The sequence below is a fragment of the Maricaulis sp. genome, from assembly GCF_030149235.1.
In the GTDB taxonomy this organism is placed as follows: Bacteria; Pseudomonadota; Alphaproteobacteria; order Caulobacterales; family Maricaulaceae; genus Maricaulis.
On the sequence record NZ_JASBRW010000012.1, the window covers coordinates 1 to 20,278 of the forward strand.

General features: G+C 61.7%; 19 protein-coding genes and 1 other RNA gene. 15 read left to right on the plus strand and 5 right to left on the minus strand.

Annotated elements, in window-relative coordinates; all coding sequences use genetic code 11:
- Nucleotides 1-2: 2 nt before the first annotated feature.
- The 3 genes from ssrA to Q1V51_RS01860 all read right to left on the minus strand — a co-directional run bounded on the left by ssrA (nucleotide 3) and on the right by Q1V51_RS01860 (nucleotide 1,980).
- Nucleotides 3-393: a transfer-messenger RNA gene (ssrA, locus tag Q1V51_RS01850) on the minus strand.
- A gap of 10 nt (nucleotides 394-403) precedes the next feature.
- The gene (locus Q1V51_RS01855) at nucleotides 404-1,447 is read right to left on the minus strand and encodes a DUF3667 domain-containing protein (RefSeq protein WP_300552104.1); all 1,044 of its coding nucleotides are present in this window, start codon (nucleotides 1,445-1,447) and stop codon (nucleotides 404-406) included.
- A gap of 164 nt (nucleotides 1,448-1,611) precedes the next feature.
- Nucleotides 1,612-1,980, minus strand: coding sequence for a VOC family protein (locus tag Q1V51_RS01860; protein WP_300552106.1), 369 nt, complete (start codon nucleotides 1,978-1,980; stop codon nucleotides 1,612-1,614).
- Nucleotides 1,981-2,226: 246 nt separating this feature from the next.
- Between Q1V51_RS01860 and Q1V51_RS01865 the strand changes: the two genes are divergently transcribed.
- The 9 genes from Q1V51_RS01865 to Q1V51_RS01905 all read left to right on the plus strand — a co-directional run bounded on the left by Q1V51_RS01865 (nucleotide 2,227) and on the right by Q1V51_RS01905 (nucleotide 10,111).
- Nucleotides 2,227-3,093 (plus strand): thymidylate synthase, encoded by an 867-nt coding sequence (locus Q1V51_RS01865; protein ID WP_300552108.1) that lies wholly within the window; start codon nucleotides 2,227-2,229, stop codon nucleotides 3,091-3,093.
- Nucleotides 3,090-3,410 carry a phosphoribosyl-ATP pyrophosphohydrolase gene (locus Q1V51_RS01870; protein ID WP_300552110.1) on the plus strand — a complete coding sequence of 107 codons (321 nt, stop codon included), beginning with the start codon at nucleotides 3,090-3,092 and terminating at the stop codon, nucleotides 3,408-3,410. The genes Q1V51_RS01865 and Q1V51_RS01870 overlap by 4 nt, the downstream gene beginning before the upstream one ends.
- A complete protein-coding gene (locus Q1V51_RS01875; protein WP_300552112.1) occupies nucleotides 3,407-3,931 on the plus strand; it encodes a dihydrofolate reductase in 525 nt (174 codons plus the stop codon). Before Q1V51_RS01870 ends, Q1V51_RS01875 begins: the two co-directional genes overlap by 4 nt.
- 121 nt (nucleotides 3,932-4,052) lie before the next feature.
- Nucleotides 4,053-5,192, plus strand: coding sequence for an FtsH protease activity modulator HflK (gene hflK, locus Q1V51_RS01880; RefSeq protein WP_300552114.1), 1,140 nt, complete (start codon nucleotides 4,053-4,055; stop codon nucleotides 5,190-5,192).
- Nucleotides 5,192-6,070, plus strand: a complete 879-nt coding sequence (locus Q1V51_RS01885) for a protease modulator HflC (RefSeq protein ID WP_300552116.1) — start codon at nucleotides 5,192-5,194, stop codon at nucleotides 6,068-6,070. Before hflK ends, Q1V51_RS01885 begins: the two co-directional genes overlap by 1 nt.
- A 190-nt stretch (nucleotides 6,071-6,260) precedes the next feature.
- On the plus strand, nucleotides 6,261-7,646 hold the full coding sequence (locus Q1V51_RS01890; protein ID WP_300552118.1) for a Do family serine endopeptidase: 1,386 nt from the start codon (nucleotides 6,261-6,263) through the stop codon (nucleotides 7,644-7,646).
- Nucleotides 7,643-8,560: a tRNA (adenosine(37)-N6)-dimethylallyltransferase MiaA gene (gene miaA / locus Q1V51_RS01895; RefSeq protein ID WP_300552120.1), complete on the plus strand. Its 918-nt coding sequence runs from the start codon at nucleotides 7,643-7,645 to the stop codon at nucleotides 8,558-8,560. Before Q1V51_RS01890 ends, miaA begins: the two co-directional genes overlap by 4 nt.
- A gap of 15 nt (nucleotides 8,561-8,575) precedes the next feature.
- Nucleotides 8,576-9,568, plus strand: coding sequence for a ketol-acid reductoisomerase (ilvC, locus tag Q1V51_RS01900; RefSeq protein ID WP_300552122.1), 993 nt, complete (start codon nucleotides 8,576-8,578; stop codon nucleotides 9,566-9,568).
- A 60-nt stretch (nucleotides 9,569-9,628) separates the two neighbouring features.
- On the plus strand, nucleotides 9,629-10,111 hold the full coding sequence (locus Q1V51_RS01905) for a hypothetical protein (protein WP_300552124.1): 483 nt from the start codon (nucleotides 9,629-9,631) through the stop codon (nucleotides 10,109-10,111).
- A 109-nt stretch (nucleotides 10,112-10,220) separates the two neighbouring features.
- Here Q1V51_RS01905 and Q1V51_RS01910 read toward each other — a convergent pair whose 3' ends face one another.
- Nucleotides 10,221-13,010 carry a bifunctional aconitate hydratase 2/2-methylisocitrate dehydratase gene (locus tag Q1V51_RS01910; RefSeq protein ID WP_300552125.1) on the minus strand — a complete coding sequence of 930 codons (2,790 nt, stop codon included), beginning with the start codon at nucleotides 13,008-13,010 and terminating at the stop codon, nucleotides 10,221-10,223.
- 158 nt (nucleotides 13,011-13,168) lie between these two features.
- On the minus strand, nucleotides 13,169-13,477 hold the full coding sequence (locus Q1V51_RS01915) for a hypothetical protein (protein WP_300552126.1): 309 nt from the start codon (nucleotides 13,475-13,477) through the stop codon (nucleotides 13,169-13,171).
- Between the two features lie 201 nt (nucleotides 13,478-13,678).
- On the opposite strand from Q1V51_RS01915, the gene Q1V51_RS01920 reads away from it, so the two are divergent.
- From Q1V51_RS01920 to rodA, 6 genes are all read left to right on the plus strand, one after another.
- Nucleotides 13,679-14,392 (plus strand): VTT domain-containing protein, encoded by a 714-nt coding sequence (locus Q1V51_RS01920; protein WP_300552127.1) that lies wholly within the window; start codon nucleotides 13,679-13,681, stop codon nucleotides 14,390-14,392.
- 149 nt (nucleotides 14,393-14,541) lie between these two features.
- Nucleotides 14,542-15,582, plus strand: coding sequence for a rod shape-determining protein (locus tag Q1V51_RS01925; RefSeq protein WP_291892648.1), 1,041 nt, complete (start codon nucleotides 14,542-14,544; stop codon nucleotides 15,580-15,582).
- A gap of 102 nt (nucleotides 15,583-15,684) precedes the next feature.
- Entirely contained in the window at nucleotides 15,685-16,602 is a 918-nt protein-coding gene (gene mreC, locus Q1V51_RS01930; RefSeq protein ID WP_300552129.1) for a rod shape-determining protein MreC, read from the plus strand.
- Nucleotides 16,599-17,117, plus strand: coding sequence for a rod shape-determining protein MreD (gene mreD, locus Q1V51_RS01935; RefSeq protein WP_300552131.1), 519 nt, complete (start codon nucleotides 16,599-16,601; stop codon nucleotides 17,115-17,117). Before mreC ends, mreD begins: the two co-directional genes overlap by 4 nt.
- A gap of 12 nt (nucleotides 17,118-17,129) precedes the next feature.
- The gene (gene mrdA, locus Q1V51_RS01940; protein WP_300552132.1) at nucleotides 17,130-19,004 is read left to right on the plus strand and encodes a penicillin-binding protein 2; all 1,875 of its coding nucleotides are present in this window, start codon (nucleotides 17,130-17,132) and stop codon (nucleotides 19,002-19,004) included.
- Nucleotides 19,004-20,161 (plus strand): rod shape-determining protein RodA, encoded by a 1,158-nt coding sequence (gene rodA / locus Q1V51_RS01945; RefSeq protein WP_300552134.1) that lies wholly within the window; start codon nucleotides 19,004-19,006, stop codon nucleotides 20,159-20,161. The genes mrdA and rodA overlap by 1 nt, the downstream gene beginning before the upstream one ends.
- The last annotated feature ends 117 nt before the right edge of the window (nucleotides 20,162-20,278 follow it).

The window sequence follows — 20,278 nt, forward strand, 5'->3', positions numbered from 1 at the left end:
AAAGTGGAGGCTTCTGTTGCCAGGCGCCTCCGAGCCCCGCCTATTCCGGCTAAAGGGAATAGGAGTTTTAGCGAGATTACCCGCGCTGCTTACGCAGCGAGAGCGACCTCTTCAGCGTAGTTGTCATTTGCAACTATTTAAGTCGAGCCTGTAACGGGCCTCACCCGAGCGAAAGCAATCACCTTTACCCGTCTGTCGATCCTGTTTCGGCCCCCATAGTGACCCGGGCCGGTCAACACCGGTTCAGGCCGTCTATCCCACAGCCGTGGGAAATTTGGTGGAGCCGCCGGGTACTGCCCCCGGGTCCAGTCCGGTTATTACGTGCGCGTTTATCGCCATAGCCGGCAAGCCAGCCTCACCAATATAGGCATGGACGAGGAGGGATGAAAGCCCCGGGCCTGTGTTAGCGGGCCGAGATGATGATCAGAGCGATCGCGACCACGCCCACGCAGACAATGTAGAAGAATTGCAGGAAAAGACTGCGCAGGATGGCCCCGAACCAGCTGGAGGCATAGAAGCCGCGATCATAGAGCGCTTGCAGGATGAGGGTTCCCAAACCGCCTGCTGCTGCGAGGGTAATCAGCAATGGCGTAGTGCCTGCGGCAAAACGGCCGAGCAGCACGAAGACCGCTATGACGCTCAAGAACGGCACGTGCCAGTAGAGCGAATAGATCAGGTGTTCGATGATGCGCCGGCGCGGGTGCACGATGAGATTCAAGCCCGCATAGGCGATGACCATGAGCAGAAGGGCCTGCGTCGCTGCGGTGGTGATGCGGTTTTCAAACAGTTCGGGATTGGTGGCCGCCTCGCGCGAGACCGGTGCGAGGGGGTTGTCATCGCCGGGTGGTTCAATCCCGTTCTCGCAGGCCTCGCTATCATCGGGCAGGCGCCGGCGTTCCGGCGTCGGGCCAAACTCGAACATTTCAATGCGAATATCGGTATCGCGGGCCAGGACCAGCCGGCCGCCGGCGTCGATCTCGTCTGGCCCCGGCAGGACGCCGCAGACCGGCGTATCGCTGGTGCGCTGGGCATCTATCTCGGCAATGGCCTGCCGGCGCTGTGCGATGACAATCGGGTCCTGGGCGCGGATCGTCTCGGCGCTCGGGGTCATCGTCACACCGACAACCCTTATGTCGGCCACGGACATCAGGACGAAAAAGATCAGCGAGAAGATGAGATAGATGCGGACCGGCGCGGTGTAGCGATTACGCTTGCCGTCGACATAGGCGCGTGCGACCTGTCCCGGCTGGCGGACCAGGGCAGCCAGCGTGGTGAAGAAACGGCCTTCCCAGGCAAACAGACTGCCGATCAGATCGGTCAGCAAATGCCAGGCGGGGCGACGGATGTCTTCCTTGGCCTGTCCGCACTGGGCGCAGAACGGACCGGTAAGCCCGGCGCCGCAATTGGCACAGAGGTCCATGTTCGCTTTGGGGGCTGGCTGACTCAACTTGCTTCCCTGCACAACACCTGCGTGCGGATGCAGCGGAGCATTATCAGCCCGGCATGGTCAAGCGCAGCTTCCTATGAGATTTCTATTAGGGAGCGCAATCTCCGCGCCCGGCTCGCCCGTTAAAAATATGCAGGCGAGCCGGTAAGAGGATGCTGAGCTGTCTACATCACGAAAACATTGCACTTGTGACCATCCGGGTCGCGGAAATAGCCGGCATAGAAGGAGCCATCGCCACGCGGCCCGGCCTCGCCTTCATCCGTGGCGCCAAGCTCGATGGCGAGCTTGTAAACCTTGTCGACCTGTTCCTTGCTCTCAGCCTGGAAGGCGATCATGACGCCATTGCCCACGGTGGCCGGCTGGCCGTCGAACGGCTTGGTCAGGCCGATACCGCAACCGCCGCCCGGATTGGCCCAGGCAATGAAATTCTCGTCTTCCATCATCCGGCCGACGCCGAATTCGGCGCAGATCTTGTCGTAAAAAGCAGCCGCTTTTTCAATGTCATTGGTTCCAAGCGTGACATAGCCCAGCATGGGGTCTCTTCCTCGATTGTGCGAATTACATGTTCCGCAAATGTTCCTGCCTCGTCACCATAGCCGCCCAGCGTGGTGGCGCAAGCGGGTTTTCGCGTTTCGGGGCATCGAACAGGTCACAAATCCGTGCGTTCAAGAAAGCTGTGAATCATTCTGGCCGCTGCGGTGCGCCGCGTCGAATCGCATGTATGCTGTCTGATGGGGGCCGCCCAGGGGCGAGCCCTGCGCCAGAGGAGGTCGCCGCCCATGTCCCAGATCGCAGCCCTAGATACCGCGCCCGAGAGGGCCAATGATGTGCGTCCGGCCGGGTCCTCGGTCGAACGGGCCTATCTCGATCTTCTGCGTGACATTCTGGAGACGGGCGCGGACCAGGACGACCGCACCGGCGTGGGGACGCGGTCGGTTTTCGGCCGCCAATTGCGATGCGACCTGTCTGAAGGCTTTCCGCTGCTGACCACCAAGAAAGTCCATTTCAAGTCGATCGCTATTGAGCTGCTCTGGTTCCTGCGCGGTGAGACCAATGTGCGCTGGCTGCAGGAACGCGGGGTGACGATCTGGGACGAGTGGGCCGACGAGAATGGCGATCTCGGACCGGTTTACGGCAAGCAGTGGCGTCGCTGGGAAGGCCCGGATGGGACCGAGATCGATCAGCTGTCCAATATTCTCGAGCAGATCAGGAACAACCCGTCCTCGCGCCGTCTGATCGTTTCCGGCTGGAATCCGGTCGATGTGCCGAATATGGCGCTGCCGCCCTGTCACACGCTGTATCAGTTCAATATCGCCAACGGGAAGCTCTCCTGCCAGCTCTACCAGCGCTCGGCTGACATGTTCCTCGGCGTGCCGTTCAACATCGCTTCCTATGCATTGCTCACGGCGATGGTGGCCCAGGTCTGTGGGCTGGAACCGGGCGAGTACATCCACACCTTCGGTGACGCCCATATCTACTCAAATCATCACGACCAGGTTCGCGAACAGCTATCGCGCACGCCGCGCGACTTGCCCAAGTTGAAGCTCAACCCCGAGGCCAAGGACCTGTTTGCCTTCGAATACGAAGATATCAGTCTGGAAGGCTATGACCCTCTGCCCCGGATTTCCGCCCCGGTCGCCGTATGAGCCGTCCGCTCGCGGCGCTGGCTGAGCAGATCGGAACGGTGTCCGACATCTATGCCCGCCACTACGACATTGATCGCTCCGGGGATTGGCATCTTCTGAAATTACAGGAGGAAATGGGGGAGCTGACCCAGGCCTACCTATCCGCGACCGGGCGTTCGCGCCGGCCAGCGGGCGAGGCGGCCCGTGCGGAGCTGGCCCGGGAAATGGCGGATACTTTGGGCATGCTGCTCCTGCTGGCGCGCAAGGAGGGCATCGACCTCGACGCAGCCGTGGATGAGAAATGGTTGAGCTGGCTGGATAAAGAGGCGGCCTCGTGAACACGATTGTCCCGAAAATCTCTCTTATCGCGGCGCGCGGGCGCAATAATGTCATCGGGGCAGATGGTGACCTGCCCTGGCGCTTGAGCACCGACCTCAAGCTTTTCAAGGCCGTGACCAAGGGTAAGCCGGTCATTATGGGGCGCAAGACCTGGGAGAGCCTGCCGCGCAAGCCCTTGCCGGGACGGCTCAATATCGTGGTCACGCGCCAGGCCGGGTATCGGGCCGAGGGCGCACGCGTGGTCGGCGATATGGGTGCGGCTTTCGATGAGGCCTTCGTGCGGGCCAATATGGACCGGGTCGACGAGGTTTTCGTCATCGGCGGAGCGCAGATCTATGCCGCCGCGATGGCCCTGGCTGACCGGCTGTATCTTACCGAGGTGGATGCGGCGCCGGCCGGCGAGGCGCTGTTCCCGGAATTTGACGCAGCGGACTGGTCGGAGATCGGTCGGCAGGACTATGATCCCGGCGAGAATGACGACCACGCCTTTACCTTCCGGGCGCTCGAACGCGCCTCGTAGAGTATCCATAGAATATTTGAGAGGGGATTGCCCGACGGCGCGTCCCACATGCTTACCCTTGAACCCGGGCCCGCATGCGTTCATGTAGAGGCCAGAACAACCAAGAGGAAAAATCCGGCCCATGCCCTGGAATGATAACAGCGGTAGTGGCGGCGGGGGTCCTTGGGGCTCCGGCGGCAACAACAATAACGGACAGAACCCGTGGGGGCAGCGGCCCCAGGGCGGGGGAGGCGGCGGTGGCGGCGAACAGCCGCCCGATCTCGATGAGGTCGTGCGTCAAATGCAGGGTAGCCTGCGTAAATTCTTCGGCGGCAAGGGCGGGTCCAACGGATCCGGCTCCGGCGGCAAGGGCGGTGGTGCCTTCGGCATCGGCCTGATTGCTGTCCTGCTGATTGGTGCCTGGTTTGTCACGACCGGCATCTACCAGGTCGCGCCGGAACAGAATGGCGTCGTGCTGCGCTTCGGCGAATACAATCGCACGACCACGCCAGGTCTGCGCTTCAAACTGCCGACCCCGATCGAGACCGTGATCTTGCCGGAAGTCACCACGACCCAGTCGATGACGATCGGTACCGGTCCGGAAGGCCAGATGCTGACCCGAGATCAGAATATCGTTGATATCGACTTCGCGGTGCAGTGGCGTGTCGACAGTACCGGTGATGGTGTGCGCAATTACCTGTTCAACGTGCGTAATCCGGAAGGTACCGTGCGTGCCGTGGCGGAAAGTGCCATGCGCGAAGTCATCGGTACCTCGGATCTGCAATTCATCATTACCGAAGGTCGTGGTGAGGTTTCCCAGCGCACCCGTGATCTGGTCCAGGCCACGCTCGACGAATATGAGGCCGGCATCCAGATCCTGCAGATCAACCTGCAGACCGCGCAGCCGCCGGAAAGCGTCATCGCGGCCTTCCGCGATGTCGACGTGGCGGAACAGGATGCGGAACGTGCCCGGCTTCAGGCCACGGCGCATGCCAACTCCGTCATTCCGGCCGCGCGCGGCCGTGCAGCACAGCTGACCCAGGCAGCCCAGGCCTATCGCGACTCCGTGATTGCCCAGGCTCAGGGTGATGCGGACCGCTTCGTCGCCATCTATGACGAATACGCCCAGGCGCCGGAAGTCACCCGCCGCCGGATGTATCTGGAAACCATGGAATCGGTGCTTGGCCGTTCCGACCTGCTTGTCCTGGACGGTGATGCGGGCGCGCTGCCCTTCCTGCCGCTCGATCGCCTCGGCGAAAACCGCAATCGTGGAGACAACTGATGATCCGCACTCTCGTACTGATTATCGGCGCTGTTGCGATCTTCATGGGTCTGCAAAGCGTGTTCACGGTCAATGAACGCGAACAGGCGCTGGTGCTGCAATTCGGTGAGCCGGTTCGTGCCGTCAATTCACCGACCAATCCGGATCCGGGCCTGCACTTCAAGGCGCCGTTCATTAACGATGTCCTGATCTTCGAAAAGCGCAATGTCGAGTTCGATATGCGCCCGGAAGAAATCCAGGCCTCGGACCAGGTCCGTCTCGTCGTTGACGCCTTCCTGCGTTATCGCATTGTCGACCCGCTGCGTTTCTACCAGACGGTCCGCAATGAGGCTGGCGCGGAACTTCGCCTGCGTTCGATCATGGATGACAGCCTGCGTGGCGTCATCGCCTCCATCCCGTCCCAGGACGTGATCTCCGGCCAGCGTGCCGCGCTGATGGAGCGGGTCCAGGCAGCTGTTGACGTCCAGGTGGCGAACCAGAATCTGGGTATCGAGGTGATCGATGTCCGTATCCTGCGCGCCGACTTGCCGCAGCAGATTGCAGAGCGGGTCTTCCAGCGTATGCGCTCCGAGCGTGAGCAGGAAGCGGCCCGTATCCGCGCTGAAGGTGATCAGCAGGCCACTGAGATCCGCGCCGATGCAGACCGTCAGGCTACCATTATCGAAGCCGAAGCGCGCGCGGAAAGCGAACGTGTTCGCGGTGAAGGTGATGCCCAGCGGAACGCGATCTACGCCGCGGCCTATAATCGCGATATGGAGTTCTTCGCTTTCTACCGCTCCATGCAGTCCTATGAACGGGCTGTGCAGGAGGGAACCCCGATCGTAATCCCGCCTGATTCTGAGTTCTTCAGCTATTTCAGCCAGCAAGGCGGTCAGTAGACTTCGGTCTTCACCAGCAATCAGCCCCGCTCAATCGAGCGGGGCTTTTTGTTTCCACCGGTTGTGGCCGGCGTCTGACAGAAAGGTTAGAGCTTTCACCTTGCTGTCAGCGCGGTTGCCGCAGCTATCGAGTTGACGTTATGCCTGTGGTTCATAGTTTTGATTGCAGACCACAAACATCGCTGAGCTCATGCAAAAATTCTTCGCCGTCCTACTTCTCCTGCTGCTGCCTGCGGCAGTTCACGCGCACCCTGCGCCGGACGGCTTTGCCGATCTCGCTGAGCGGTTGTCACCGGCCGTCGTCAATATCTCCGCGGCCCAGCGGCTCGATGCCGGTGATGGCCTGCCGGACTTCCCGGAAGGGTCTCCGCTGGAGCGCTTCAACGATATTTTCGGCGATGAGCCGCGGATCGCCAATTCGCTGGGCTCCGGCTTCATCATCGATCCGTCCGGCATTGTCGTCACCAATAACCATGTGATCGACGGCGCGGATGAGGTCGAGGTTTCCCTCCCGGACGGGCGGACTTTCCCGGCGGACATCATCGGCATTGATGCGGTGACTGACCTGGCGGTGCTGCGCATGCAGACCAGTGAAACCATGCCGTCGGTGGCCTTCGGCGACAGCGACACGGCCCGGGTCGGCGACTGGGTGATTGCGATCGGTAACCCGTTTGGCCTTGGTGGCACGCTGACGGCTGGCGTGGTCTCGGCGCGCGGGCGTGATGCCGGTGGTCGCTATGATGATTACATCCAGACCGATGTGGCGATTAATACCGGTAATTCCGGTGGTCCGCTGTTCAACATGGATGGCGATGTGGTCGGTGTGAACACGCTGATCTTCTCGCCCACCGGTGCCAGCGTCGGCATCTCCCTGTCAATCCCGGCCAATATCGCCACCCGTGTAGTCAACCAGCTGATCGAATACGGCGAGACCCGTCGCGGCTGGCTCGGTGTCCGGGTGCAGGAAGTCACCGCGGAACTGGCCGAGAGCTTCGACCTGGAGACCCCCTATGGCGCCATTCTGTCCTTCATCGATCCGGATGGTCCGGCCGCCGATGTTGATCTGCGCCAGGGTGATCTGATCCTCACCTACGGAGGACGTCGCGTGCGCGACAGCCGGATTTTCTCCCGCCTCGTCGCGGAAACCGAGATCGGCGAAGAGGTGGACCTGGAGATTATCCGCCGCGATCGCCGCATGACCCGGACGGTCACCATCGGCGAGCTCGATGAAGGCGAGGCCGACGAAGATGCTCCGGCCGCGCCGCCGGGCCTTGTCAGCCCGCTGCAGCCGGCCAGCAATGAGCTCTATGGCATGACGCTGGGCGAGTTGACGCCGCAGACCCGCCGCCGCTATCGCGTGCATCCGGACGCCGAAGGCGTTCTGGTCACCGATGTCGATGGCACGTCTGATGCCGCCGGCAAGGTGCGCGCCGGTGATGTCATCGAGGAGGTCGAGTTCACGCGGGTCGCGACCATCGAGGAAATCCGCGAGATCGTTGCCAATTCCAATGGCGGTCCGCTGCGCTTCCAGCTCAATCGCGGTGGCCAATACGTGCTGCAGTCGATCCGGCCTTGAGGCCGGTTCTCCTCATCGCCGGCCCGACGGCTGCTGGAAAAACGGCGCTCTCGATTGCGGCGGCACGCCGACTTGAAGGCGAGATCGTCAATGCCGATTCCATGCAGGTCTATGGCGGGCTGAGCCTGATCACGGCCCGGCCGTGCGCTGAGGAGCTGGCCGAGGCGCCGCACCATTTGTTTGGCACGATCGATCCGGGCACGAGGTTCTCCGTCGGGGATTGGCTCGGTGCGGCGACGGCGCTGATCGACGACATCGAGGGTCGCGGCCGAACCCCGATCCTGGTGGGCGGAACCGGGCTGTATTTCAACGCCCTGACCAAGGGCCTCGCCCCGGTGCCGGACATCACGCCGGAGGCGCGTTCCGAGGCCGAAGCGCTGATCGACAGGGAAGGCGTCGACGGGCTGCGCGCCGAGGCGGTGCGCCTGGACCCCGCGGGTGCCGCCAAGGTCAAACCGGCCGATCGTCAGCGGCTGCAGCGTATCGTTGAGGTTGGCTACGCAACCGGTGAAGCGCTCTCCAGCTTTCATGCCAAGACCGAGCCGGTCCTGCCGGCTGAGCGCTGGACCGGCCTGGTTGTCGAGCCGGACCGCGAGGCGCTGTATGCCCGGATCAATCTACGATTTGACCAGATGATGCAGGCCGGAGCGCTAGAGGAAGTGCGACGCTTCATGGAGCGATCGCTTGATCCGTCCTTGCCGGCCATGAAGGCGCTTGGCGTGCCGCCCCTGATTGAGCATCTCAATGGCCAATTACCGCTTGAGGAGGCGATCGAACTCGCCAAGCGGGACAGCCGGCGCTATGCCAAGCGGCAGATGACCTGGTTCCGCAATCAGCATGCGGACTGGGCCCGGATCACATCACTGGACCCGGACGACCGGGCTGCCGAGCTCGACGCCAGTCTCGGCACATGAGGACTGACGATCACAATGACTGACGCGCTTTATACCGCCGACATTGATATGGCTCCGCTCAAGCACTGGAAGCTCGGCCTGGTCGGCTACGGCAATCATGGCCGTTCCCACGCGCTCTGTCTGCGTGATAGCGGGGCAGAGCAGATCAAGATCGCCTTGCGCGAGGGCTCGCCATCGCGAGCCAAGGCGGAGGCGGACGGGTTCGAGGTGGTCAGCCTCGCCGAAGTGGCCGCCTGGGCTGATGCAATCGCCCTGCTCGCCGCCGATGAAGCGCACCGCGAGATCTGGACGACGGCCATCGCCCCGAACCGTAAGCCTGGACAGGCCCTGATCCTGTGTCACGGCTTTTCCATCCATTACCGCCTGATCGAACCGCCTGCCGATGCCGATGTCATTCTGGCGGCAGCGAAAGGGCCGGGTGGCGCTGTGCGCCAGGAATTTGAAAAGGGCGGCGGGCTGATCGGTTTCTGGGCTGTGCATCAAAATGCCTCCGGTCGGGCGCGTGATCTGGCGCTGGCCTATCTGGCGGGGATCGGGTCCGGCAATGTCGGGATTTTCGAAACGACCTTCCGCGAGGAGACCGTCTCCGACCTGTTCGGTGAACAGGTAGTCCTGGTCGGTGGGCTCGTCGCCCTGGCCAAGGCGAGCTACCAGCGCCTGGTTGCTGCGGGCGTCAGCGAACGCATGGCCTATATCGACTGTGTCCATGAAATCAAATACCTGGCGGATCTGATGCAGGCTCAGGGCATTGCCGGCATGTATGAAGCGATCTCCGATACCGCAGAGTTCGGCGCGCGTCTGATCGAGGATGATATTGCCGGTCCCGAACTCAATGCGGCGTTCGACAAGGCGATGGCGGCGATTGAGGATGGGTCCTTCGCACGCAAATGGGTTGAGACCTATGAGGCGGGCAATGCCATGGTCGAGGATCGGGCGCGCGACAAGACCCTGGCGATCGAAGCTGCTGGCGCCGACCTGCGATCCAGACTTTACCGTGCCTCGAAATAGCCAAACTAAGCGTTGCTTATAGAATAGAACTGATTCCAAAGCCGATTGCGGGGGCACATCATGGCGTTCAATCCGGTTAAGCAACGAGTCTATGGCGAGCCCAAGGAAGTCGTTGCACGCGTCTTCGAGGAAGTTGGTGGTATTCCGAAGGTGATGGAGCTGCTCGATCTGAGCCGTACGCGGGTCTACGCCCTGGCCGATCCGGACTCGACCAATGAGATTTCCTACGCGCGGGTATGTACGCTGACCGAGGCGGGCGCCCAGGCCGCCGCACAGCACCTCGCCGCACTGGCGGGCGGGCTGTTTGTTCCCATCGACAAGGCCGAGGATGCCGACTGGCTGGCACTTGCCGGTGAAGCGAGCCGCCGCAATGCCCGCAATATCGCTGCCCTGATGGAATCCCTGTCCGAAACGGCCCGTTCGCCGGGCGAGGTCGATCAGCAGGAAGCCCGCGACATCCTCAAAATCCTCGACGAACAGCTCGGTGTGCTCGCCATGCAGCGGGCCAAGCTCTCGGTCATTGCTGCGGGCGAGGAAGAATAAGGTCCGACGATTTCTGCCCACCTCGCAGCGGCATTGGCGCAGGTGATGCAAAAACAAAAAAGCCCCCGGTGCTCACCGGGGGCTTTCTCTTGTCTCGATGCATCCGTACTCAGTAGTGCACGGAGCTGGCCGTCATGCTTTCCTCCGGCGGGCGGAATTGGGTCAGATTGATACCATCCACGGCTGCCTTGTACTCCTCCATGGTCGGCGTCCGGCCGAGAATGGTCGAGAGCACGACAACCGGCGTCGAGGAGAGCAGGGATTCACCCTTCTTCTCATCGCTGTCCTCGACTACGCGGCCTTTGAACAGGCGGGTCGAGGTGGCCATCACGGTATCGCCCTTGGCGGCCTTCTCCTGGTTGCCCATGCAGAGGTTACAGCCCGGGCGCTCGAGGTAGAGAATGTTCTCATACTCGGTGCGCGCCTCATTCTTCGGGGCGTCATCATCAAACTCGAAGCCGGCATATTTCTGCAGCACGGCCCAGTCGCCTTCTTCCTTGAGCTCATCAACGATGTTGTAGGTCGGCGGTGCCACGACCAGCGGCGCCTTGAACTCGACGGTCTCGCCGGACTTCTCGAGGTTCTTCAGCATCTGGGCGATGATCTTCATATCGCCCTTGTGCACCATACAGGAGCCGACAAAACCGAGATCGACCTTCTTTTCTCCGCCATAATGCGAGACGGGTCGGATCGTGTCGTGGGTGTAGCGGCGGGAGACATCGATATTATTGACGTCCGGATCGGCGATCATCGGCTCGACGATTTCATCGAGATCGACAACGAACTCCGCGAAGTATTCCGCAGTCTCATCCGGTGCGAGCGCCGGGCGCTCGCCAGAGCGGATTTCCGCGATACGCTTGTCCGCGATCTTGATCAGGTTGGCGAGGGTCTGGGCCTCGTTGTCCATACCCTTCTCGATCATGATGCCGATGCGGCTCTTGGCGATTTCCAGGGATTGGATCAACGTCTCATCGGTGGAGATACAGATCGCCGCCTTGGCCTTCATCTCGGCCGTCCAGTCGGTAAAGGTGAAGGCCTGGTCCGCCAGCAGCGTGCCGATATGCACTTCGATGACGCGGCCCTGGAAGACGTTGTCGCCGAACTGCTTGAGCATCTGGGCCTGGGTAGCGTGCACCACATCACGGAAGTCCATGTGATCCTTGAGATCGCCCTTGAAGGTGACCTTGACCGATTCCGGGATCGGCATGGTGGCCTCACCCGTTGCCAGCGCCAGGGCCACCGTGCCGGAATCCGCGCCGAAGGCGACGCCCTTGGACATGCGGGTGTGGCTGTCGCCGCCGATGATGACTGACCAGTCGTCAACGGTGATGTCGTTGAGGACCTTATGGATCACGTCCGTCATGGCGTGGTACTCGCCCTTCGGGTCGCGCGCCGTGATCAGCCCGAACTTGTTCATGAAGCTCATCAGCTTGGGGATGTTACGCTGGGCCTTGAGGTCCCAGACGGAAGCTGTGTGGCAGCCCGACTGATAGGCGCCATCGACAGACGGTGAGATCACCGTGGCTGCCATGGCTTCCAGTTCCTGTGAGGTCATCAAGCCAGTCGTGTCTTGCGAGCCGACGATGTTGACGCGAACGCGGACGTCCGAGCCCGCGTGCAGGGGCGTGCCTTCGGCCACACCAACTGCATTGCGGTTGAAGATCTTTTCGACGGCCGTCAGGCCTTGGCCCTGATGCGAGATCTCGCGGGACGGGGCGAAGACTTCCGGCGCCTTGATGCCGAGCGTTTGGGCCGCAAAGCTCTGAAGCTTTTTGCCGAACACAACGGCATAGGAGCCGCCCGCCTTGATGAACTCGACCTTTTGCGGCGTCAGGGCATCGGCGATATCAGCCAGCTCCTGTTCGCCCGTGGCGTCGTAGAGCTTCTTGGTCTTGGTGTTGATGGTCAGCACCGTTCCGGTGTCGATGGAGTAGACCTGCTCGAGTACCGGGTCGCCGTTCTCGTCCAGCACCGGCTTGCCGTCGCTGTCGAATTTTTTCACCCAGTTCTTCAGATCGATGCCGATACCGCCGGTCACGCCGACCGTGGTCAGGAAGATCGGAGAAATGCCGTTGGTACCGCCGACGATCGGCGCGATGTTGACGAATGGCACATAAGGGCTGGCCTTCTTGCCGGTCCACAGCGCCACATTGTTGACGCCTGACATGCGCGAGGAACCGACACCCATCGTGCCTTTTTCCGCGACCAGCATGACCTGCTTGTCCGGGTGCAGGCCCTTGAGCGCCTCGATTTCTTCCTGCGCTTTTTCGGAGATCAGGCATTTGCCGTGCAGTTCGCGGTCAGAACGCGAGTGCGCCTGATTGCCCGGGGAGAGCAGGTCGGTGGAGACATCGCCTTCGGCGGCGACGTAGGTCACGACCTGGATGACTTCGTCGATCTCCGGCAGGTCGGTGAAGAACTCTCCCTTGGCATAGCTGGTCAGCAGGAGCTTTGCCATTTCATCGCCGCGCTCATAGGCGTCGGCGAGACGCTGCGTGTCCGACTCATAAAGGAAGACCTGGGACTTCAGGACGTCGGCTGCTTTCGGGCCGATGACGCGGTCCTGGCACAGGGCGAGGTCGAGCAGGACATCAACGGACGGGCCGCCCTTCATGTGAGACAGCAGCTCGAAAGCGAAGTCGACGGAGATCTCTGGCACGGTGATCTCACCGGTGATGATCTCGCGCAGGAACTCGGCTTTCTGCTCGGCCGCGGGCGTCGTGCCCGGCAGCGTATTATAGATCAGAAATTCAAGGCATTGGGCGCGGTGCTCGCTGCCGGTGTCCTTGATATGACCGATGATTTCCGCCGTCAGCTCGGCGCCTTCAATCGGCTTGGGGTGCAAGCCTTGAGTTTTGCGGGTTTCGATCTCTTGGAGGTAGTCAGAATACAAGCTCATGAGTGTCCCGGCGTCTTTGATTTATTGATGATAGTGCGCTGCAGCAAAAAGCTTCGCGCCAACCGCATATTGTTCGGCGCCAGACATAAATCCCCGTGAAAGGACTGGCAAGTTCGGCTGTGTGATGGGATCGGGGCGTGGCTTGAATGCCGTAAACGCTAGGGGTCTGTCAGGCGGTCGTCTTCAATCCATTGTGGACGCGGATCGGTCGTGCTGCGCCTTTCCGCACCGCTGAGCTCGGTCCAAATGAATATGGCGCCTTCCTCTCCCTGTTCGCATCTGACACTGCGAAAGCGGTGGTATTTGCGCCAGCTATCCCAGATGAAAAGAAGTCCCACGAGCGGCATGAGTTTGAAAACGAGCTTGAAGGCCGCGCTTTCCCGCTGAAAATCCGCCTCGAAATGAAGCGCGTAGACGAAAGCAGCAGCCAAAATCGTCCAGACGATGCTGAAGGTCAGCGATTTCATAATGCCCGGCACCTTTATTATGAGCGGGTAACAATATGCCGGACCGCCTGTGAAGGTCGTGCTACCGGGAAGGGTAGAATTGCCTCAATCGGCACGATGCCAGTCCGACTGCCTGCCCGCCCGGGACGGCAAATCCACATTGCGGCTGGCCCGATCCGTGCTTACTAAGTTGTAAGTGTGCGAACGGGGATCAGCCGCGCGATGAACCGCATTGTAGATTTCGTCATGCGTATGGACGCCAAGGCCCAGCGCGCCGTGCTGGTGTCGCTTGGCCTGTTCGTCATTGTCGGCACTGTTTTTGTCCTCGGTAAATTTGTTCTCGATATCGAGCCGGGCGCTATTGATGGCTGGTTCGATGCGGCTTCCAGTCAGTGGTATGCCTTGCCGCTGACGATCCTGATCTTCATCGCACTGTCTTTTGTCGGGACGCCCCAATTTGCGCTGATGGCGGCAGCAATTGTCGCCTTTGGGCCGCAGACCGGCTTCATCTATGCCTGGATCGCGACCTTAAGTGCTGCAACGGTCAACTATGTGATCGGCCGCTATTTCGGCGCGGATATCCTGAAGCGCTATGGCGGAGACTGGGCCAATCGCATTGCCGATTTCATCGGCCGCAACGGCTTGCTGGCTGCAATGGTCGTCCGGTGGGTGCCGTCCGGCCCGTTTATCGTCGTCAATATGGGTTTCGGCCTGTCCCGGACGCCTTACTGGGCCTTCCTGCTTGGGACGGCCATCGGGACCGGGCCGAAGATTTTCGTCGTTGGTCTCGCGGGGCAGAGTATTCTGGCCATGCTGTCCGAGGGGCAGCTTCTTCTGGGCGTGGCTCTGGCAGTCGCCGTGGTCGGCTGGATCGGGGTTATGTTGATCGCCCGGCGCTGGCTGCGGCGAAATCGGCCCGGCGACTCGGACGTTTAAAACGTCGCGAAGCCGCTTCGCCTCGAATTCGCCTTGATTCATGTGTGCGTTTGCACAATCGCGCCCCTTGCAATATCGGGCGCATCATCGCACAAGAAAAATAGTTGCAACGCGGCTTTGCCGCCACACCTCACGGTTCCTGCGCGCCCATGCTCAACAGCCTCTTCGGTCTGCTTTCTGCGGATATCGCCATCGACCTCGGTACAGCCAACACGCTTGTCTACGTTAAGGGGCGCGGCGTTGTGCTCAATGAACCGTCTGTTGTCGCGTACAAGGTCGACAAGGGCCGCAAGCACGTGCAGGCGGTTGGCGCGGAAGCCAAGCTGATGCTGGGCAAGACCCCGGGCAATGTCGAAGCCATCCGGCCAATGCGCGATGGCGTGATCGCCGACTTCGATGTCGCCGAGGAAATGATCAAGCACTTCATCCAGAAAGTGCATAACCGGCGCGCCATGGTCAGCCCGCAGGTGGTGATCTGTGTCCCGTCGGGTGCGACCGCCGTTGAACGACGTGCGATTCACGAATCTGCGCTCGGTGCCGGCGCGCGCAAGGTCTATCTGATCGATGAACCGATGGCCGCGGCCGTCGGTGCCGGTCTGCCGATCGACGAGCCGACCGGGTCCATGATCGTCGATATTGGTGGCGGCACCACCGAGGTCGCCGTGATGTCGCTCTCCGGCATTGTCTATTCGCGCTCTGTGCGTGTCGGCGGTGACAAGATGGATGAAGCCATCATCAACTATATTCGTCGTTCCGCGAACCTTCTGATCGGCGAGACTTCCGCCGAGCGTATCAAGAAGGAAATCGGATCGGCCATGCCGCCGGTGAAGGGCGAGGGGCTCTCCCTCGACATCAAGGGCCGCGATCTGATGAATGGTGTGCCGCGCGAGATCGCCGTCACCGAAGCCATGATTGCAGACAGCCTGTCCGAGCCGGTCGAACAGATCGTTGAGGCGGTCAAGCAGGCGCTCGAGGCGACCCCGCCGGAATTGGCGGCGGACATTGTCGACAAGGGTATCGTCCTGACGGGCGGTGGTGCACTGCTGCGCAATTTGGATACCGAACTGCGTGAGCGGACCGGTCTGCCGGTCAGCCTGGCTGACGAGGCGCTGTCCTGCGTCGTGCTCGGTTGCGGCCGCGCGGTAGAAGATTTGAAAGTTTGGCGGCCCATTCTCTCTGAAGCCGTGTAATCTCCGGCTGGGCGGGGGAGAAGGAGTAAGTCGTTGGCGTCTAGGCGCGCATCACGACATGATGCGGACGGTGGTGTCCGTTTTTCGCGCACGATCTTCATCATGTTGATTGTGATATCGAGCGCGCTGATCATGTTCGACCGCCCGTCATCGCGCTCGGAGGCCTTTGCCTCATTCCGTGCCAGCTTTACCGATATCGCATCGCCCTTGCTGGAACTCGCCGCACAGCCGATCCGGGCTGTGAAGGGCATCGGACCGTATTTCCGGGCGCAGGGGGATCTGGCCCGCGAAAACGCCGAGCTGCGTCAGCAATTGATCGAAGCGCGCTACTGGGAAGATCTCGCTTACCGTCAGCGCGACCGTATTGAGGTCTATGAAGCGGCCCTCAATGTGCAGACCGCGGCAACCGAGGACCGCATCGGTGCCTGGACCGTGGCCGACCCGCAGGGCCCCTTCGTCCAGGCCCGCCTGATCGGCCGCGGTTCGGACAGCGGTGTGGCCGACGGTTATCCGGTGATCAATCTCTATGGCCTGGTCGGCCGGGTTTATGAAACCGGGCGCCGCTCCGCCCGCGTCCTGCTGCTCACCGATCTCAACAGCCGCGTCCCGGTTATGGTCGACCGGTCCAATGCCCGCGCCATCCTGATCGGGGATAATTCGGAATATCCGCGCCTGGAGTATCTCGGGCGTAATCCGGATATCGAGGAGGGCGACCGCATTGTGTCGTCCGGCGATGATGGTGTCCTGCCGCGCGGGCTGCCGATCGGCCGTGCTGTCCCGACCCGGGAGGGGGGGTGGCGTATCGAGCTCTATTCGGACCAGGCGCCGATCGATTTCGTCTGGGTCTGGCCCTATGTCCGCGCCGCACAACCCGAAGCCGAGGACGCGCCGGCCATGGAGGGGGTTGAGCCTGCTGGCATTGGGGACGGGGCGACGACGAACGAGGTCCCGGAAGTGCCGGCGACGGCAGATGAGCCGGCGCAGGAGCAAGCCGAAGCGGCCGCGGAGGATGCCCCATGAGAAAGCCTGGCGAACGCAATGCGCCATACTGGTCTGCGCTCTGGTGTGTCTTCACGGTGATCGCGGCACTGCTGTTCCAGGCCGCTCCGACCCGGTTGATCGAAGGCATCACGCTGATGCCGACCTGGCCCTTGATGGTGATCTTCCTGTGGGCCGGCCTGCGTCCCTATTTCATGCCGCCGGTCGCGGTCTTCGCCATCGGGCTGACCCAGGACCTTCTGACCGGTGCGCCGATGGGCGTATGGGCGCTGTCCTATCTCGTCTCCATCGCTGTTTTCCGCTTCCGCGGCGAGGACGGCATGCCGCGCGATCTGCCACCGATTGTACTTCGCTTTGCCGGGACGTTGTTGCTGGCGCACGCCATTGCTTATGCCGCCGGCAGTTTCGCCCTGGGCCAGCCGGCGGACTGGCAGCCCTTGATCATCGAGGTGATCGCGTCAATTCTGATGTTCCCGATGCTGGCCTTCCTGGTGTTGCGCCGACGTCGGAGCAGAAGTTCGGGTTTTGGGGGGTGATCGCGAGGTCTCATGCGCGCTGATCGCCAGGAACAGGAACTGAAATTCACCCGCCGGGCCTTGCTGATGTCCGGCGTGGGGGCTGTGTCGTTCTCCGTGCTCGGCGCGCGGCTCTATGCCCTGCAGGTACTTGAAACCGAGCGCTATCAGACCCTCTCCGACGACAACCAGTTCAACTACCAGCTCACCCCGCCCTCACGCGGACGTATTCTTGACCGTTTCGGTCTGTCCATTGCTGAAAACCGGGACAGCTATCGCATTACGCTGACACCGGAGCAGGCCGGAGATGTGAACGCGGCCCTGGATGAGCTGACCGCATTCATGCCGATCTCGGAGGCACGGCGAAACCGCGTCCTGCGCACCGCCCGCCAGAATGCCAGCTTCCGCCCGGTCACCGTGGCCAATGATCTCGATTGGGAGACCTTCTCCCGCATCAATCTGCATGCGTCGAGCATGTCCGGGATCACGCCGGACGTGGAGGAAGTGCGCTCCTATCCCTATGGCGAGGCTTTCGCGCACGTGGTCGGCTATGTGCAAACGCCGAACGAGAACGATATCGCCAATGACCACCCCGATGCCGAGCGTCTCCTGCGCCATCCCGGTTTCCGCATCGGCAAGAATGGTGTCGAGATTGCCCGCGAGGAGCAGCTACGCGGTTCGGCCGGCGCGCTGAAGACCGAGGTCGATGCCCGCGGGCGTATCATTCGCGAACTGCCCGACCAGTCCATTCCGCCGCAAAGCGGGCTCGATGTCGTTCTGACACTGGACGCCGACATTCAACGCTACGCATCCGAACGATTGGGTGATGAGAGTGCCTCGGCGGTCGTGATGGACGTTAATACCGGTGAACTGATCGCGCTGGTCTCCAACCCGTCTTTCGACCCGAACCTCTTTGTTCTGGGTATTTCGACAACGGATTACGCCCGCTATCGCGATGATGATCATCGCCCGCTCTTCCACAAATCCGTGCAGGGGACTTATCCGCCGGGCTCGACCTTCAAGGGCGTGGTCGCGGCGGCGGCCCTGGAGCATGGTCTCGCCGATCCTTCCGAGACCGTGCGCTGCACCGGCTCGACCCGGCTGGGTAATCGCGACTTCCACTGCTGGCGGCGCGAAGGTCATGGTCCGGTCAATCTGCATGAGGCAGTGAAGACCTCCTGCGATATCTATTTCTACGAGATCGCCGAGCGTCTCGGTATCGACCGCCTGAACGAGATGGGGCGCCGTTTCGGTATTGGCGAGCAATTTGACATCGGCATTGCCGGTGTCGCCCGCGGGCTCATGCCGGATCCGGCCTGGAAACGGGCGCGGCGCAATGAGGGCTGGTCGACCGGGGACACCTATAATACCGGCATTGGCCAGGGCTTTACCCTGGCCTCGCCGCTGCAATTGGCGGTGATGACGGCGCGAACGGCATCGGGGCGCATGGTTCAGCCGACCCTGTTCCGCAATGCCATGATGCCGCCGGCCCCCTATATGGGCCTGCAGGATCGCACCTTGCAGCTGGTCCGCGATGGCCTGCGCGGTGTTGTGCACGAGCCGGGTGGAACGTCGTATTCCCTTGGTGGGCTGGGCATTGACGGTGTCGACATGGCCGGTAAGACCGGCACGGCGCAGGTCTATTCCATCACCGCGGAAGAACGCGAGGCCGGTGTGCGCGATCAGGACGATCTGCCCTGGCGCCTGCGGGATCATGGCCTCTTCATGTGCTACGCGCCGGCAGATAATCCGAAATATGCCTGCGTCGTCGTGGTCGAACATGGCGGCGGCTCCAGTGCGGCGACGCGCCCGGCGCGCGATATCCTGCGCCGCACGGTGGCCCGTGACCCCTCCAGCCGTCCTGGTGTGTTTGCCAGCCTGTCGCCTAACCGTCCTGGAGGCGCGTGATGGCGGTCTTCCGCGAGACTGTTCCGCGCGATTTGCGTGACAAGATGATGGAGCTGAACTGGTCGCTGGTTCTGTTGCTCATCCTCCTGGGCGTTGCCGGTGTCGCGATGCTGTATTCGATCGCCGGGGCGGACTGGTCGCCCTGGGCCAATCGTCATGCCATGCGCCTCGGCGCCGGATTTGCCGGCATGCTGGTCATCGCCATGTTCCCGCCGCGCTTCTGGATGGGCATGGCCTATCCGGCCTATTTCGGCGCATTGGCGCTCTTGCTTCTGGTTGAGCTCTTCGGGGTCAATATCAATGGCGCCCAGCGCTGGATTGATCTCGGGCCGCTGCGGCTCCAGCCCTCCGAGGTCATGAAGGTTGCCCTCGTTCTGGCCATGGCGCGCTTCTATCACGACCTGCCGACCGAGAAGGTGACTTCGCCGACGGGTTTGCTGGTGCCCTTGATGATGATCGGCGCGCCGGCCGCGCTGATTATCGGCCAGCCGGACCTGGGCACGACGCTGCTACTGGCGGCGACCGGGGTCATCATCATCTTCATGGCCGGGCTGAGCTGGTGGTTCATTCTCACCGTGTCGGTTGCCGGCTTGATCGGCGTCGTCGGGGTCGCGGTCTACGGGCTGGAGAATATTCTCGCTGAATACCAGATGGACCGGGTTAGGGCTTTCCTCAATCCGGACTACGACCCACTCGGGATCAATTACCACCCCAATCAGGCGGTGATTACCATGGGGTCGGGCGGCATGACCGGGAAGGGTTTCCTGGAAGGCACCCAGTCCAAGCTGGGCTATCTGCCGGAAATGCAGACCGACTATATTTTTACCGCCCTGGGTGAGGAGTTCGGCTTTGTCGGCGGGATTTCTGTACTGGCGATCAATGCGCTGATCATGGCCCAGGCAGTTGGGGTGGCGATTTCCTGCAAATCCACCTTCCTGCGCCTTTTGACTATGGGCCTGACCGGCACCTATGCCCTCTATGTCTTCATCAATATCGCCATGGTTTCGCGCCTGATGCCGGTGGTCGGCGTACCGCTGCCGCTGATCTCCTATGGCGGCACGGTTGTGCTCTCGGTTCTGGCCGCTTTCGGCCTCATCCTCGGGGCCCATATTCACCGCAATGCAGAGCCGCCGAAGGGCGCCGGACTGTTCGGCTGAGCCATTCCTCTGCTCTGTCAAGCTTGACCGGGCATGACGCATGGGGAAGTGTGCGCGGCGATTAGTCACAAGGGACGGCGATGTTGGGGTGCCGTCCGAGGGGAGAGTAATATGGCG